Raw genomic sequence first — 15391 nt, forward strand, 5'->3', positions numbered from 1 at the left:
ACCCCAGCAAGACCGTTCACCCGCCCGTCCGCACCGCTGACCCCGTCCGAAGGAGACCGCGCATGTCGAGCGACGACCTCGTCCGATCGTGGAAGGACCCGATCCACCGGTACGCGCACGGCCGGCCCGCCCCGCACCCGGCGGGCGACCTCGACGCGGAGGTGACCCGCCTGGTCGAGGCCGGGACGAGCGGCCGGGCGCTGGACGGCACGCAGCACCTGGCCACCGCGGGCTGCTGCGTCGGCTACACCTCCGAGGCCCGGTGCGTGCTCAGCGCCCTGTACATGCCGTACTGCTCCCCCTGACCCGAAACCCCCTGACCCCGAAACGCCCCGAAACGCCCAGATGCGCCCCGAGCTCAGCCCGCCCCGCCCTGGTCCCAGCCGGTCACCCGGCGGACCAGGGCGGCCCGCGTGTTCACCCCGAGCTTGCGGAAGACGCGGGCCAGATGGGTCTCGACGGTCCGCGGGCTGAGGAACAGCCGCTCGCCGATCTGCCGGTTCGTCAGGCCCTCGGAGACGAGCCCGACGATCTGCCGCTCGCGCCGGGACAGGGGCTCGCCGGGTTCCAGGGGCTGCCGCCGTTCGCCGGTCTGGGCCGCCAGCCAGGTGGCGCCGCACCGCGCGAACAGCTCCTCGGCCCGTCCGAGCTGCTCGCGCGCCGCGCGTACGTCGCCCTCGTGCCGGTGGACGTCGGCGAGCACCCGGCGGGCGAGCCCCTCGGCGACGGGCAGCCCGGCCGCGACGAACGACTCCACGGCCTCCCGCGCCGCCGCCCCGGCCCCGTCGCCGGGGCCCGCCGACATCGCCAGCACGGCCCCGGCCTCCGCCACGGAGGCCGACCGGGCGGGCGGCGCGCCCAGGGCGACGACGGCGGACGCCCGCTCGTGCCACCGTGTGGCCGCCGTCAGGTCACCGCGCTCCGCCTCGGCGCGCGAGCGGCGGGCGAAGACCGCGGCGGCCCCGGGCCCGAGTCCGACGGGGTCGTCGGGCACGCGGGCGGCCAGGAACTCGCGGCACGCCTGGGCGCGGCCGGCGGACATGAGCACGTCGGAAGTGACCTCGTCGGCGATCGTCCGCCACCAGGCCGAGCGCATCCCGGGCCCGCGGTGCACCTCCTCGATCAGCGGCACGGCGGCCTCGGGCCCGGCCCGCCACAACAACGGCCGGGACTTGACGGTGTGGGCGAAGGCGAGCATCTCGGCGCTGCCCAGGTGCCGGGCGATCTCCTCCGCCTCCTCCGCGTCGGCGAGCGCGCCCTCGACCTCGCCCAGCTCGGAGCGGACCATGACGCGCGCCGCGTACATCAGCGGGACGACGTAGTCGCGGCCGTGGTCGCGCGCGATCCGCAGCCCCCTGGCCAGGTGTTCGAGGGCGTCGCCGTGCCGGTCCACGAGGTACTCGCCCCACGCGAGCGGCGCCACGATGTCGAGGTCGTCGCACAGCTCCCGGTCGGTGAGCGCGTCGATCATCGCCTTGGCCTGGTCGAGCAGGCGGTACCCGGCCGCGAAGTCGCACCGGTAGATCCTGGCGACGGCCAGCAGCGTGACGGCCGAGACGGGCACGCCCGGACGTACCCGCCCCCGGGCCTGCCCCTGGGTGAGGTCGAGGGTGAGCGCGGCGTTCTCGGCGGCCGACTGCCAGCGTCCCTCCAGCAGGTCGGTGCCGGCCAGTTCGGTCAGGAGCGTGGCCCGGCCGCCGGGGTCGTCGGGCCCGGCCTTCGCCAGTTCGGCGGTCAGCACCGCCCGCGCCTCGTCCAGCCGCCCGAGCGCCCGTTCCATCATGGACAACATCTCGACGGCCCGGCCCTGGTGGCCGCCGTCCACCCAGACGATCTCGTGCAGCAGCGTCCGGCTCTCCTCCAGCCGGCCGGACACGCCGAGCGCGGCGGCCAGCGACATGCGCACGTACGCCCGGCGCTCCGGACGGTCGCCGGCGGGGAGCGCGTCGAGGGCGGCGCGGAACCACCGGGCCGCCGTCGCGGGGGCATTGCCGGCGACCGCGATGGCCGCCGAGACGAGCAGTTCGGCGCCCTCGACGTCGCCGAGGCGGATCGCGTGCTCCATGTGCACCGCGCAGGCGACGTGGGAGGCGCCGCACGCCCGCAGGTGCTCCGCCGCCCGGCGGTGCGCCGCGGCCCGCCACGAGGGGCCCGCCATCCGGTACGCGGCGGTGCGCACCAGCGGGTGCCGGAACATGAGCGCCCGCTCCCCCGAGCCCAGCACGTTGCGCCTGACCAGCTCGTCCAGGGCCGGTTCCACCGTGCCGGGGTCGAGCGCGGCGACGGCGGCCACGAGCGCGGTGTCCATGCCGTCGCCCGCGACCGCCCCCGCCTGGGCCACCAGCCGGTGGGTGGGGCCGAGCCCGGCGAGTTCGGCCACGATGAGCCGGTCGATGGCGCTGGTCCCGCCGCGGTTCCCGGCGGCGGCGAGCAGGTCGTCGGCGGGGGCCTCCGGCAGCGTGGCGAGGATCTCCAGGAAGAGCGGGTTGCCGCCGCTGCGCTCGTAGAGCCGGCGGCGCCGGGGGCGGGAGACGTCCTTGGCGAGCAGGGTGTCGGCCTCGTCCGCCGACAGCGGGCCGAGGGGGAGGTTCACGACCGCCCGTGAGGTGAGCGAGGAGGAGAACGCGGCCGGCAGGCCGCCGGTGCGGTAGGCGAGCACCACGATCATGCCGCCGTCCGGGGGGTGCCTGATGTGGTAGTCGATCAGCTCGTTGGAGGCGTCGTCGGCCCACTGCACGTCGTCCAGCAGGATGAGGACGGGGGTGTGCTCGACGACCTGGCCGACGAGGTTGCGCACGGCGCGGTGGGTGCGGTGCCGGCCGAGCCCGGCCAGCCCGGCGTCCGGCCCCGACGCCGAGCCGGCCTCGGCGGATAACAGGGCGCGCAGGCGGTCGAGCGTACGGGCCAGGTTGGCGTACCGGTCGCCGTCGGCGAGGCAGTCGAGCAGGATGCCGAAGGGGGCGCTGCGCTCGAACTCGGTGGCCCGTCCCGACAGCACGGGGATGCCCCTTTCCCGGGCGAGCTCGGCGAACGCCCCGAGCATGCGGGTCTTGCCGATTCCCGGGTCGCCGGACATCAGCACGAAGACCGCCTGGTCCCGCCCATCCAGCAAGTTCGACAGGTGCGATGATTCGGCGCTGCGGCCGACCAACGGACGCCGGGTCACCAACACGTGCACGTCTCCCCACAGAGCGCTTACGACCTTCGCCGGCCACGGCTAGCTCGCCTGATCCATATCTATCCCGTGGGTCTGCTCGGTCAACGGGTGATCATGCGATCGGGTGAAAATCCGTGAATCCGGCATGAGCGCCGGTCGGGCTCACGGGGTCGGCGGCTCCTCGCGGCTGGCCGCCCAGGCGGTCCGGCCGACGCGCAGCACCAGGTCGCGGCGGTGCAGCACGGCGTCGGGCCGGCCGTCGGCGAGCAGCCGGCCGAGGGCGTCGAGGTCGTCGGCGGGCAGGCGGCCGTCGAGGGCGGCGCGGTAGCGGCTCAGCACGACGTGCGCGTAGCGGGCGGCGCCGGGCGGCGCGGGGTCCGCCTCGATGGCGAACTCGCGCCGCTCGACCCCGGTGAAACCGGCCCGTTCCAGGTGGGGCGTCCAGTCCGGGTAGGCGTTCCAGCCCGCCTGGGCGGCGGCCGCGCGGCAGCGCTCCTCCAGTCCGGGACGGGCGAGGCGGGGGTCGTCGGGCAGGAAGCGGGGCAGCCCGTCCATCTCGATGACCGCCAGCAGGCCGCCGGGGTTCAGCGCCGCATGGGCGTCGCGGAGCAGCCGGTCGGGGTCGGCGACGTGGTGCAGGGACGAGGCCGCCCACACGACGTCCACCGCGCCGACGGGCGGCCAGCCGGCGTCCAGGTCGGCCTGGACGAGGCGGAGCCGGTCGGCCGCGCCCTGCTCGCGGGCCGCCGCGCGGATGCGGTCGAGCATCACCGCGGAGTTGTCCACGGCGACGATCTCGGCCTGGGGGAAGCGCCGGGCCAGTTCCAGGGTGTGGGCTCCGGTGCCGGCCCCGAGGTCGGCGACCCGTCGCGGCTGCGCGGGGGCGAGCCCCCACAGCCAGCCGGTCAGCTCGCCCAGGTACGGGCCGGTGAGACGGGCGTCGAGGTCGAGTTGGTCGGCCAGCCCGGAGTCGGCGTCGTGGTGGGAGTGGTGGTCGTGGTGGTGGTGAGTGTGCATGCCGTCCACGCTAGGCGCCTCATGCTCATGGGACAGACACTCTTGCTTATACGGCAAGAACGCGACCCGATTTGCCTAAAGGCTTTAGGAAACTTCATAATGGCTTACGGCTAATGAAGGAAGGGTCATGGCACGCGCTGGACTGACCACGGAGCGCCTGGTACGAGCGGGCGCGGAGCTGGCCGACGAGGTCGGCTTCGAGCAGGTGACGGTCTCGGCCGTGGCCAGGCGGTTCGACGTGAAGGTGGCGAGCCTGTACACGCACCTGAAGAGCTCCCACGACCTCAAGACCAGGATCGCCCTGCTCGCCCTGGAGGAGATGGCCGACCGGGCCGCCGAAGCCCTGGCCGGACGGTCCGGCAAAGACGCGCTGGCCGCCTTCGCCGACGTCTACCGCGACTACGCCCACGAGCATCCGGGCCGCTACGCCGCCGCCCAGCTCAGGCTCGACCCGGAGACGGCCGCCGCCAGCGCCGGGGTCCGGCACGCGCAGATGACACGGGCGATCCTGCGCGGCTACGACCTGGCGGAGCCGGACCGCACCCACGCGGTCCGGCTGCTGGGCAGCGTCTTCCACGGCTACGTCAGCCTGGAGCTGGGCGGCGGGTTCAGCCACAGCGCCCCCGACACGCAAGAGACCTGGTCACGGACCATCGACGCCCTCGACGCGCTGCTGCGCAACTGGCCCGCACGCGAGACGAACGGTTGACACCCATGCACATCACCACCCCGATCACCGGCGACCTGCTGCGCGGCGCCCTCGACCTGGAACGCACCGAACGCGGCCTGCTGCCGCACCGGCTGCCCGCCCGCGCCCGCGCCCAGTGCGCCGACCCCCAGCTCGTCATGGCCGAGTCGCAGCCCTCCGGCGTACGGCTGGCCTTCCGCACCCGGGCCGGCGCAGTCGAGCTGGACACGGTGCCCACCAAGCGCGTCTACCTGGGCGCGCCGCCCCGTCCCGACGGCGTGTACGACCTGCTCATCGACGGCCACCTGACCGCCCAGGCCCACCTGACCGACGGCGACACGATCACCGTCGACCTGGCCACCGGCTCCACCGAGAGCCGGCCAGGCCCGGTCGGCACCGTGCGCTTCACCGGCCTGCCCGATCGGGCGAAGGACGTCGAGATCTGGCTGCCGCACAACGAGACCACCGAGCTCGTCGCACTGCGCACGGACGCCCCCGTCGAACCCGTCCCCGACCGCGGGCGCAAGGTGTGGCTGCACCACGGCAGCTCGATCAGCCACGGCTCCAACGCCGAGAGCCCCACCACCACCTGGCCCGCGCTGGCCGCCTCCCTCGCCGGGCTGGAGCTGATCAACCTCGGCCTGGGCGGCAGCGCCCTGCTCGACCCGTTCACCGCCCGCGCCATGCGGGACACCCCCGCCGACGTCATCTCCGTCAAGATCGGCATCAACGTGGTCAACGCCGACCTGATGCGGCTGCGGGCGTTCGGGCCCGCGGTGCACGGCTTCCTCGACACCGTCCGCGAGGGGCACCCGACCGCGCCGCTGCTGGTCGTCTCGCCGATCCACTGCCCCATCCACGAGGACACCCCGGGCCCCTGCGCGTTCGACATGGACGCGCTCGCCACCGGAGAGCTGCGCTTCCGCGCCACCGGCGACCCCGCCGAGCGCGCCGCCGGGAAGCTGACGCTGACCGTCATCCGCGACGAGCTGGCCCGCATCGTCGAGCGGCGCTCGGCCGACGACCCGCACCTGCGCTACCTCGACGGCCGCGACCTCTACGGCCCGGCCGACCACGCGGAGCTGCCGCTGCCCGACGGGCTCCACCCGGACGCCGCCACCCACCGCCGCATCGGCGAGCGGTTCGCCCGGCTGGCCTTCTGACCGGCGCTCGCGACACCCCCTCAGCGGTCGAGCATGGTGTCGCGAGCCCCGGCGAGGGCGTCGCCCGGGTCGTGCCCCGGGTTGCCATCCGGGTCGTCGTCCACCAGGAAGCCGCCCGACTGGTGCCGCCACAGCCGGGCGTACGGGCCGTGGGCCTTGAGCAGTTCGCCGTGCGTGCCCTGCTCGACGACGTTGCCCCGGTTGAGCACGACGAGCCGGTCCATGCGCACGACCGTGCTCAGGCGGTGGGCGACCACGATCGCGGTGCGGTCCTGCATCAGACGCCACAGCGCCTCCTGGACGAGGAGCTCGCTCTCGGAGTCGAGGGCGCTGGTGGCCTCGTCCAGCAGCAGGATCGGGGCGTCGCGCAGGATGGCGCGGGCCAGGGCCAGGCGCTGCCGCTGGCCGCCGGAGAGCTTGACGCCGCGCTCGCCCACCAGCGTGTCGAACCCGTCGGGCAGGGCCTCGGCGAACTCCATGACGTGCGCGGCCCGCGCCGCCTGGAGGATCTCGGCCTCGGTGGCGCCCGGCCGGGCGAAGGCGATGTTGTCGCGGAGCGTCCGGTGGAACATGGCCGGCTCCTGCGGCACGTACGCGATGAGGCCGCGCACGTCGGCCTGGCGCAGGCGGGAGATGTCCTGGCCGCCGATCAGGATGCGGCCCGCGTCGATGTCCATCAGCCGCAGCAGCAGCCGGGTGAGCGTGCTCTTGCCGCCGCCCGACTGGCCGACCAGCCCGATCTTGGAGCCGCTGGGGATGTCGAGGTCGAGGCCGTCGAACAGGGGCCGGCCGCCGCTGTAGGAGAAGCGCACCCGCTCGAAGCGCACGCCCGCGTCGGCCGGGCGCAGCGGCTGCGGGTCGGGCGGGTCCAGCACGGTGGGCGGATCGAGCAGCAACTCGGTGAACTGGGCGGCCTCGGTGAGCGTGCTCTCCAGCCGCCGGTAGATCTGGTTGAACTCGAACATGATGTTGATCGTGTTGGAGTAGTACGTGAACGTCACCACGATGGCCTCCACGCCCAGGCCCCCGCGCAGCGCCACGGCGAGCAGCAGGCCGACGGCGCTGGTGAGGACCGACAGCGGGGAGACGATGGTGTCCACCCTGAGGTTGCTGTAGTCCCAGGAGCGTAACGTCAGCCGGGCCTGCTCGGCGGTCCTGACCCGGTGCTCGGTGGCCTCGCGGTCCTCGGCGGCGAACGCCCGGACGGTGTCCATGTTGGCCAGCACGTCCGCCACGTGGCCCGACACATGCACCTTGGCGGCCTCCCGCTGGTCCACCAGCGCCTGGCGGCGGCGGATGAGCGGGGCGACGACCAGCGCGGTCACGACGATGAGCCCGATCAGCACGATGACCAGCAGCGGGTCGTAGCGCCATAACACCACCGACGCGAAGGCCAGCGGCACCAGCTTCGCCATGATCGAGAAGGTGAGCGTGTCGACGAACTCCTCGAACCTGCCGGAGAAGCTCAGCACCCGCTTGGTCAGCGAGCCGGCGAAGTTGTCGTGGAAGAACGCGGCGTCCTTGCCGAGCAGTTCGTCCATGCCGAGCACGCCGAGCCGCTCGATGCCGCGGGCGTCGGTGCGGTTGAGGAAGTGCAGGCCGACCCGCCACAGCGCCTCGCCCGCCAGCAGCAGGCCGCCGAAGGCCAGCACGTACGGCAGCATCGCGTCGGCGGAGCCGTCACCGCCGCCGGCCAGGTGCCCGACGACCCCGGCCACCGCCAGCGGCGCCAGGTAGAACAGGCAGACGTTGCCCACCGCCGGCAGGATCAGCGCGGGCGTGGCGACCCGCCACTGGCGTCTCAGCTCACCGAAGTAGTAACGCAGAACCAGCAGGACGGCCGGTTTTCGTACGGAAGGACCGTCGCCGGGGCCCTCGCGCGTTTCGAGCACAGTCATCCGCCCTCCCCGAACGAAACGCAGACACTCGCCGTCGTCATGCTGCCGCAGGGCGTGTGCGGGGGGCGACTGATTTTCCGGGGACCGCTCCCCCTGCGGCGCGGTCGCGCGCACCCCCGCGAGCGCCGCACCGGCTCACCACCGGTGCGGCGCTCGACGGAGGGGGATCGTGCGGCCGGTCAGAAGGCCAGGTCGCGCCAGGTGCCGATCTCGCCGGCGGGCAGCGCCCTGGACAGGATGGCGGCGCGGTCCACGCCGCCGGTCAGGCGCTGGCCGCCGCCCTGGTCGGCGCCGAAGCGCAGCGGGCGGGCGGCGCAGCCGGTGATGCCGTCGGCGGTGACCTGGCCGGTGGCCTTGCGCTCGCCGTCCACGTAGAGGGCGAGCGCGCCGGTCCGGTCGAGGGTGACCACGACGTCGAGCCAGCGGCCGGTGGGCAGCGTGGCGTTCAGGGTGACGTTCGCGCCCGCGCCGATGAAGCGCACCGTGTTGCTCGGGGTGACGTCGATGAGCACGCCGGTGGTGCCGGGGTCGCCGGACGGCTGCGAGTCGAACAGCCGCCGGTAGCCGCTGCCGCCCACCTTGACCTCGGCCGCGAACGTGGCCTCCCGCACCAGCCCGAGCGTGGTGTCCGCGGTGGTCAGGTAGGTGTCGCCGTCGAGCGTCAGCCCGCTGCCCGACGGGGCGGTGGCGTCGTAGGAGGCGGCGCCTCCGGCGACGGTGGCGTGCCGTCCGTTGCCCGAGGAGTCGGCGACCGTACCGCCCTCCCTCGGGTCCCAGGCGACCAGGACCGCCCCGGACGGCGCGGGGGCGCACGGCTCCACGGCGAGCACCGCGCCGGCCGCGCCCGTCCAGGAGTCGCCGGCGACCGACGCGGCCAGCACCGCCCGGCGCGAGCCGTCGGCCGGTCCGGGTGTGACGGTGAAGGCCGCGGTGCGCGACCCGCCGGGGGCCACGCCCGCCAGGTGGCGGGTGGCGGGCTGGGCCGTCCAGCCCTGCGGCACGGTGAGCGTCACGTCGGAGGCGGGCACCGACCTGCGGCCGGTGGCGGCGACGACCACCTCGGCCTGGAACGGGGCGCCGGGCGTGGCGGTGTCGGGGGCCCGCAGGGTGACGGCGGCCTCGTTCCGGATCGTGTACGCCGCGCCCGCGCGGGCGGTCCAGCTCAGCGTGTCGCCGTCGCGCCGCGCGCCGACCTCCTGGCCACGCTCGTCGAGGACGCGGTAGCGGCCGGCGACGAACGGCGACCTGACCTTGAGGGGGCCGCTCCTGCCCGGGTGCACGGTGACGGTGTCGGGGGCGCCGTCCTTCCAGGAGGCGTCCACGGTCACGTCGCCGCGGGCGCGCAGGCCCGTCACCGAGCCGTCCTTCCAGGTGGACGGCAGGGCGGGCAGCACGTGCACCACGTCGTGCTGGCTCTGCACGAGCATCTCGGCGACGCCGGAGGTGGCGCCGAAGTTGCCGTCGATCTGGAACGGCGGGTGGGTGTCCCACAGGTTGTCCAGCGTGGAGGACTTGAGCTGCTCGGCGAGCATCTTGTGGGCGTGGTCGCCGTCCAGCAGCCGCGCCCAGAAGTTGATCTTCCAGGCCTTGGACCAGCCGGTGCCGCCGTCACCGCGCGCGGCCAGCGACACCTCGGCCGCCGCGGCCTCCGGTGTGCCGGGCCGGATCTGGTTGCCCGGGTGCAGGGCGTACAGGTGGGAGACGTGCCGGTGGGTGTCGGTCTTGGAGTCCCAGTCGCTCTTCCACTCCTGGAGCTGCCCCCAGGAGCCGACGCGCAGGCCCGGGTCCAGCTTGGCCAGGGCCGCGCTCACCTCGGCCCGGAAGCCCGCGTCCACCTGCAGCTTCTCGGCCGCGGCCAGGGCGTTGGCGAACACCTCGCGGACGATCTGCTGCGACATCGACGCGCCGGCCGAGAAGTCGCCGTGCTCGGGCGAGTAGCTCGGGGACACGACCAGCTTGCCGTCGCGCGGGTCGGTGTGCAGGAAGTCCAGCCAGAACTCCGCCGCCCCCTTGATCACCGGGTACGCGGTCTCGCGCAGGTAGGCGGTGTCGCCGGTGAAGCGGTAGGTGTCGTACAGGTGCTGGGTGGTCCAGGCGGCGGCCTCGGGGAACCAGAAGGAGCTGGCGTAGGTGTGCACGCCGGTGAAGCCGAACGGGTTGGTCTCGTTGTTGACGACCCAGCCGCGGGCCCCGTACATCTGCTGGGCGGTCTGGCGGCCGGGCGCGACCAGCGAGGTGATGTACCGGTCGTAGGGCGCGGTGGTCTCGTGCAGGTTGGTCTGCTCGGCCGGCCAGTAGTTCATCTGCAGGTTGATGTTGACGTGGTAGTCGGCCGACCAGGGCGGGCTGGTGGAGTTGTTCCACACGCCCTGGAGGTTGGCCGGGAGCACGTCGTTCTCCCGTGAGGAGGAGATGAGCAGGTAGCGGCCGTAGGCGAAGAACAGCGCCTCCAGCGCCCGGTCGGAGGCCGCGCCGCCGCCGGTGTAGGTCCTGCGGAGCTGGTCGGTGGGGATCGCCGGGACGGTGCCGCCGAGGTCCAGCTTCACCCGGTCGAACAGTTCGCGGTAGTCGGCGACGTGCGCGCGCCGCAGTTCGTCGTAGCCGCGGGCCGCGGCGGCGTCCACAGCCGCGCTCACCCTGGCGTGCGGGTCGTCGCCGCGGTAGGTGGGGTAGGCGTCGGAGTAGTCGGTGCCGGCCGACAGCACGAAAACGGCGCTGTCGGCCCCGGTGACGGTGATCCGGTCCCCGGCGTCCGTACGGGTGCCGCCCTCGGTGATCACCTGCACCTGGGCCTCGAACCGCATCTTGTTGTCACTGAGCTGACCGCGGATGGTGAGCCGGCCTCCGGAGGCGGTGACGGTCTTGTCGTTGCGCGGCGAGGTGTGCCGCAGCGTGAACGACACCTTCCCGCCCTGGTCGGCCGAGAGCCGGCCGGCGATCACGTTGCCGGGATTGCCGGCGAAGTACTCGCGCGAGTACCGCACGCCGTCCGCCGTGTAGCCGACGCGGGCCACTGCCTCGCGCAGGTTCAGCTCGCGGCGGTAGCCGGTCGGGTTCTGGGGCGGGTCGGCGAGGTCGAGGAACAGGTCGCCGAACGTCTGGTACGCGCCGAACCCGGTCTTGGGCTGGCCCAGCTTGGCGGCCACGTCGTTCGGCGTCATCCTGCCGTCGCGGTCGATCTGCTGCTGCACCTGGTCGATGGCGCCGGGCCGCGGGGTCTTCCAGTTGCCGTGGTCGTAGCCGGCGACGCCGGGGCCGCCGGTCCACAACGTCTTCTCGTTGAACTGGAGCTGCTCGGACGCGACGCCGCCGAACACCATCGCCCCCAGGGGGCCGTTGCCGATGGGCAGGGCCTGGGTCTCCCAGTCGGTGGCGGGACGGTCGTACCAGAGGGTCAAGTCATCGGGTGTCTCGGGTGCGGTGGCGGCGGCCTGCTGGGGTGCGGACAGGCCGGCGGCGAGTGCGAACACGACGATCAGGGCACTGCTGAACCGTCGCCTTGGGGGGTGTGGCACGGATTCCTCCGATCACATGAAGCCTTGATCCTAGGAGATAGCATCGAAACCAGGACGTAACAAGACTTCCCATCCGATGTTTCGAGGTGCGCCGCCGGTCGTACGTCCAGCGGGCGGACCCCGCAGAACCGCCGGACACCTCCGACCACCTGCGGGTCGTCAACATTGGAGGATGTCCTTCATGGACGAGGTGAACGCATGGTTGTCCGGGCGGGCGATCCCGCTCGGCGGGCTGGAACCGGATCGCGGACCGGCGGACCTCGCGCCGCTGCGGGCCGTACTCGGCGGGAGCCGCGTGGTGGGCCTCGGTGAGGCCACGCACGGCAGCGCGGAGTTCTTCCTGCTCAGGTGGCGGGTGACGGAGTTCCTCATCAAGGAGCTCGGCTTCACCACGCTGGCGATCGAGGCCAGCGCGGCGGCGGCCCTGGCCGTGGACGACTACGTGCGCACCGGCGTGGGCGACGCCCGTACGGCGCTGGCGGGGCTCGGGTTCTGGACGCTGGACACGGCGGAGATGCTCACCGTGATCGAGCGGCTGCGCGAGCACAACCGCACCGCCGCCCGTCCCGTGCGCTTCGCCGGGGTCGATCCGCAACACCCCGGCGCCGCGCTGCGCGCGCTGCGGCGCTGCCTGGACGCGGCCGGCCGCGACCTGCTCGGCCCCCTCGACGTGCTCGCCGTGACCCGCTGGGGCCCCGGCCGCGAACCCACCGGCCCGCAGGTCCTGGCGGACGCGCGGCGGCTGGAGGAGCACGTCGCCGCGTACGGCCCGGAGCAGGCCCGCGAGCCCGCCAGGATCGTCCGGCAGTTCGCCGACCTGTGCACCCGGCCCTTCGCGCATGCCGACCCCGAGCGCACGCTCGGCGTCGCCCGCGACCGCCACATGGCCGCCAACGTGAGCCTCCTGCTCGCCGCCGACCCCGGCGCCAGGATCGCGCTGTGGGCGCACAACGGCCACGTCACGAAGGGCGCCCACAGCGGCGGACACGTCCCCGCCATGGGCCGGCACCTGGCGCGGGAGCACGGCGCGGCCTACTACGCGCTCGGGGCGCTGTTCGGGCGGGGCGGCTTCCGCGCCCACCGGTCGCGGTTCGGCCGGATCGTCCGGGGCGGGCCCAGGAGGTTCCGCGTCCCGCCCGCCAGGGCCACGCGCGTGGTGGAGGCGCGCCTGGCCGCCGCCAGGCCCGGCGACTACCTGGTGGACCTGCGCGGCGGGGATCGCCCCCGGCCCGTGGCCGAGTGGCTGGCCGCCACCAGCCACCTGCGGGCGTTCGGCGCCGTCGCCGGGCGGTTCACCGCGCCGTTCGCGTTCATGCCGTCGGTGCTCGGGGACGAGTTCGACGGGCTCGCCTTCGTGGCGCGGGCCACCTGCTCCACGCCGTTGCCGCCGGAGACCGGCCGCCCGTCCTGAGGCCGGGCTATGGGTCGCGCCTGCCCAGCAGCTTGGGCAGGGCCGCCAGCGTCGCGCCGCCCGCGCCTCCGCCGCTGAGCAGGGCGTGCGGCCACGCCGCTCCGGCGGCCAGGACGAGCGCGCACGTGATCGCGGCGATCATGATCGTCAAGGTGAGCGTGAGCAACTGGCTGGTGCTGAACATCGGTCGTCTTCCTTCAGATGCGGTCGTCGGCCCAGAAGTCGATGAGCTCTTCGGGGGTGAGGTCGCCGGGGCGGGCGGCGGGCGGAGTGCGTCCCGTCGCGAGCACCCAGGTCGTCACGAGCGTGACGAGCAGCCGCTCGTCGGCCGGGCAGGGCGCGTCGGCGCGGTACGCGATGCTCGGCGGACGCGACGTGAACAACGGCATGGGACGGTGGCCTCCGGAGAGCGGTCGGGGTTGATGCGGCCAACCATGGGTCCGCGGGGCCGTCGCCTGCCAGCGATCCACACGGGCTCGGACGTCGCCGAACAAGACCGATGGCACGACCGGCCCATGCCTAAACCCTCTAACTCATCCGCAATCATCCGGATTCATCCGGACTTATCCGGCAACGTGTCGACCGCCATTTTCGGGCCGTATGGATCAACGATCAGCAGAAGTGACCAGAGATACCGGATGAGATGGGATTTGCGAAGTGACCCGGATCGTGAATCAGTTTCTGAAACCATGACGGAACCAGCCGGCCCGCCTCGACGCACCCCCTCGGCTGCACCACCTGAGGCCCCACCACCTCAGGCTGCACCACCTCAGGCTGCACCACCTCAGGCCGCACCACATTCGACCCGACCACCAAGGACGATGGCTGACACTCATATGGCAGGAGCACATTCCGCCTTCATCGAGGCGCTCATAGAGCTGCGGGAATCGGCCGGCCAGCCGAGCTATTCCCAGATGCACCGATTGTCACGCGCGCAGGGAATCCCCAAGGAACTGCCGCCGAGCACGCTGAACGACATTCTCAACGGCAAGCGGGAACGCCTGCCCGACTGGTCGGTGGTCGCCTCCTTCGTGATGGTCTGCCGCCACCACGCCGAGCTGACCGGCCTGCCGGCGTACGCGCTCGGCGACGTGGCGCAGTGGCAGGCCCACTGGCGCGCGGCCAGGAACGCGCAGCCCCTGCCCGCCGTCGGCTCGTACGACCTGTACACGACCCCCGCCGAGGAGGCCGAACGGCGCACCACCAGAACCGTCGCACGCCTGGTCCGCCGGGCCGCCGACGGCGACGCCGACTCCGCCTACCGCCTGGCCGTCATCCACGTGCTGACCGGTGAGTCCCCGGCGGCCCGCTACTGGACGCACGTGGCGCGGCGGCAGCGCCATCCGGGCGCGGGGGACGTCCCGCCACCGGTCGCGCTCGCGGCCGACCACGCCTACGCCTACGGGCAGCGGTGCGAGCAGGCGGGCCCGGCCAAGCTCGACATCGCCAGGTTCTACTACAAGCTCGCCGCCGACCACGGCCACCCGCGCGCGGTCGAGCGCCTGCGGGCGCTACGCGCCGGCCCGTACGGCAAACCGCTGCCCGCGCCCATCCAAACCGAGCCCCGCCCGGGAGACGAATGAGCCGTCGCAGGCGGGGGATCCGCGCCCGGCTCCCCCGTCAGAGGCTGCGCAGGACCGAGACCACGATGCCCAGCACCACGGCGTCGTCGCCGTCGATGACGTCGTAGGCGGGGTTGCGCGGTTCGAGCAGGACGTGCCCGCCGCGCCGGCGGAACACCTTCACCGTGGCCTCACCGTCGATCATCGCGGCGACGATCTGGCCCGAGTACGCGTCGGGCTGGCGGCGCACCACGACGACGTCGCCGTCGCAGATGGCCGCGTCGATCATCGAGTCGCCGCGCACGCGCAGGCCGAACACGGTGCCGCGCCCGGTGAGGTCGCGCGGCAGGGTCAGCGTGTCCTCCACGTGCTCGACGGCCGGGATGGGACTGCCCGCCGCGATGTCCCCGACCACCGGCACCGTGACCAGGTCGCCGGCCCGCTCCGGCGCCGTGGGCCGCAGGAACGGACGCACGTCGATCGAGCGGGTCATCGTCGTGCTCCGGCGCAGGAACCCCTGCTCCTCCAGGATCCTGAGGTGCTTCGACACCGAGGACGGCGACCGCAGCCCGACCGCGCGGCCCAGTTCGCGGGTGCTCGGCGGGTATCCGTATCCGGCCACCCAGTCCCGGATCGTGGCCAGGATCCGCTGCTGGCGCTGCGGCAGGGCCGAGACGTCCAGGTACTCGAACTCGTCATGATCGTAGGTGGTCACCCGCGAAATGCTAGACGCCCGCGCCCGCCGGGGTGACGGCACTCGACCGACCGTCGCCCTGCTCATGACCTCCTGATCAGGACGACCTCGAACCTCACCACCCAGCACGTGGGCCGCGGCGTTCCAGACCTGCTGAACCCCGGCGAGCTCCGTCCCCGGGCAACGGAATGACGGGCGCCGTGACAGTGCCTACAGTCGAAGGGAGCGGCTCCTCTCCACCGACAGGAGAAACCGACATGCCTGAAGCTTCCTCCGGCTCCCCGAC

Annotated in this window: 12 protein-coding genes; 5 read left to right on the forward strand and 7 right to left on the reverse strand. The window is 73.4% G+C overall.

Features of this window, described 5'->3' with window-relative positions; genetic code table 11:
- The first annotated feature begins 62 nt into the window (after positions 1 to 62).
- Entirely contained in the window at positions 63 to 305 is a 243-nt protein-coding gene (locus tag FAF44_RS45040; RefSeq protein WP_237109590.1) for a hypothetical protein, read from the forward strand.
- 53 nt (positions 306 to 358) lie between these two features.
- Here FAF44_RS45040 and FAF44_RS45045 read toward each other — a convergent pair whose 3' ends face one another.
- The gene (locus tag FAF44_RS45045) at positions 359 to 3178 is read right to left on the reverse strand and encodes an AAA family ATPase (protein WP_308193501.1); all 2820 of its coding nucleotides are present in this window, start codon (positions 3176 to 3178) and stop codon (positions 359 to 361) included.
- Between the two features lie 141 nt (positions 3179 to 3319).
- A complete protein-coding gene (locus tag FAF44_RS45050) occupies positions 3320 to 4174 on the reverse strand; it encodes a class I SAM-dependent methyltransferase (RefSeq protein WP_237109592.1) in 855 nt (284 codons plus the stop codon).
- A gap of 127 nt (positions 4175 to 4301) precedes the next feature.
- Here FAF44_RS45050 and FAF44_RS45055 point away from each other — a divergent pair, with 127 nt between their 5' ends.
- Positions 4302 to 4883 carry a TetR/AcrR family transcriptional regulator gene (locus tag FAF44_RS45055; RefSeq protein WP_237109593.1) on the forward strand — a complete coding sequence of 194 codons (582 nt, stop codon included), beginning with the start codon at positions 4302 to 4304 and terminating at the stop codon, positions 4881 to 4883.
- Positions 4884 to 4888: 5 nt separating this feature from the next.
- Complete coding sequence (locus FAF44_RS45060) at positions 4889 to 6025, forward strand: GDSL-type esterase/lipase family protein (protein WP_237109594.1); 1137 nt, start codon at positions 4889 to 4891, stop codon at positions 6023 to 6025.
- A 20-nt stretch (positions 6026 to 6045) separates the two neighbouring features.
- Here the strand turns inward: FAF44_RS45060 and FAF44_RS45065 are convergent, their stop codons facing one another.
- Complete coding sequence (locus FAF44_RS45065; protein WP_237109595.1) at positions 6046 to 7923, reverse strand: ABC transporter ATP-binding protein; 1878 nt, start codon at positions 7921 to 7923, stop codon at positions 6046 to 6048.
- A 179-nt stretch (positions 7924 to 8102) separates the two neighbouring features.
- Positions 8103 to 11393: a glycoside hydrolase N-terminal domain-containing protein gene (locus FAF44_RS45070; protein ID WP_237109596.1), complete on the reverse strand. Its 3291-nt coding sequence runs from the start codon at positions 11391 to 11393 to the stop codon at positions 8103 to 8105.
- Positions 11394 to 11619: 226 nt separating this feature from the next.
- Here FAF44_RS45070 and FAF44_RS45075 point away from each other — a divergent pair, with 226 nt between their 5' ends.
- Positions 11620 to 12849, forward strand: coding sequence for an erythromycin esterase family protein (locus FAF44_RS45075; RefSeq protein ID WP_237109597.1), 1230 nt, complete (start codon positions 11620 to 11622; stop codon positions 12847 to 12849).
- 7 nt (positions 12850 to 12856) lie between these two features.
- Here the strand turns inward: FAF44_RS45075 and FAF44_RS45080 are convergent, their stop codons facing one another.
- Both FAF44_RS45080 and FAF44_RS45085 read right to left on the reverse strand, forming a co-directional pair.
- Entirely contained in the window at positions 12857 to 13033 is a 177-nt protein-coding gene (locus tag FAF44_RS45080) for a hypothetical protein (protein ID WP_237109598.1), read from the reverse strand.
- A 13-nt stretch (positions 13034 to 13046) separates the two neighbouring features.
- The gene (locus FAF44_RS45085) at positions 13047 to 13238 is read right to left on the reverse strand and encodes a hypothetical protein (protein WP_237109599.1); all 192 of its coding nucleotides are present in this window, start codon (positions 13236 to 13238) and stop codon (positions 13047 to 13049) included.
- Between the two features lie 525 nt (positions 13239 to 13763).
- Here FAF44_RS45085 and FAF44_RS45090 point away from each other — a divergent pair.
- Positions 13764 to 14432: a hypothetical protein gene (locus FAF44_RS45090; RefSeq protein WP_237109600.1), complete on the forward strand. Its 669-nt coding sequence runs from the start codon at positions 13764 to 13766 to the stop codon at positions 14430 to 14432.
- 37 nt (positions 14433 to 14469) lie between these two features.
- On the opposite strand, the gene lexA is transcribed toward FAF44_RS45090, so the two are convergent.
- Positions 14470 to 15126, reverse strand: coding sequence for a transcriptional repressor LexA (gene lexA, locus FAF44_RS45095; protein WP_237109601.1), 657 nt, complete (start codon positions 15124 to 15126; stop codon positions 14470 to 14472).
- Positions 15127 to 15391 lie beyond the last annotated feature (265 nt).

It is taken from the genome of Nonomuraea sp. MG754425 (assembly GCF_021699195.1).
GTDB lineage: Bacteria > Actinomycetota > Actinomycetes > Streptosporangiales > Streptosporangiaceae > Nonomuraea.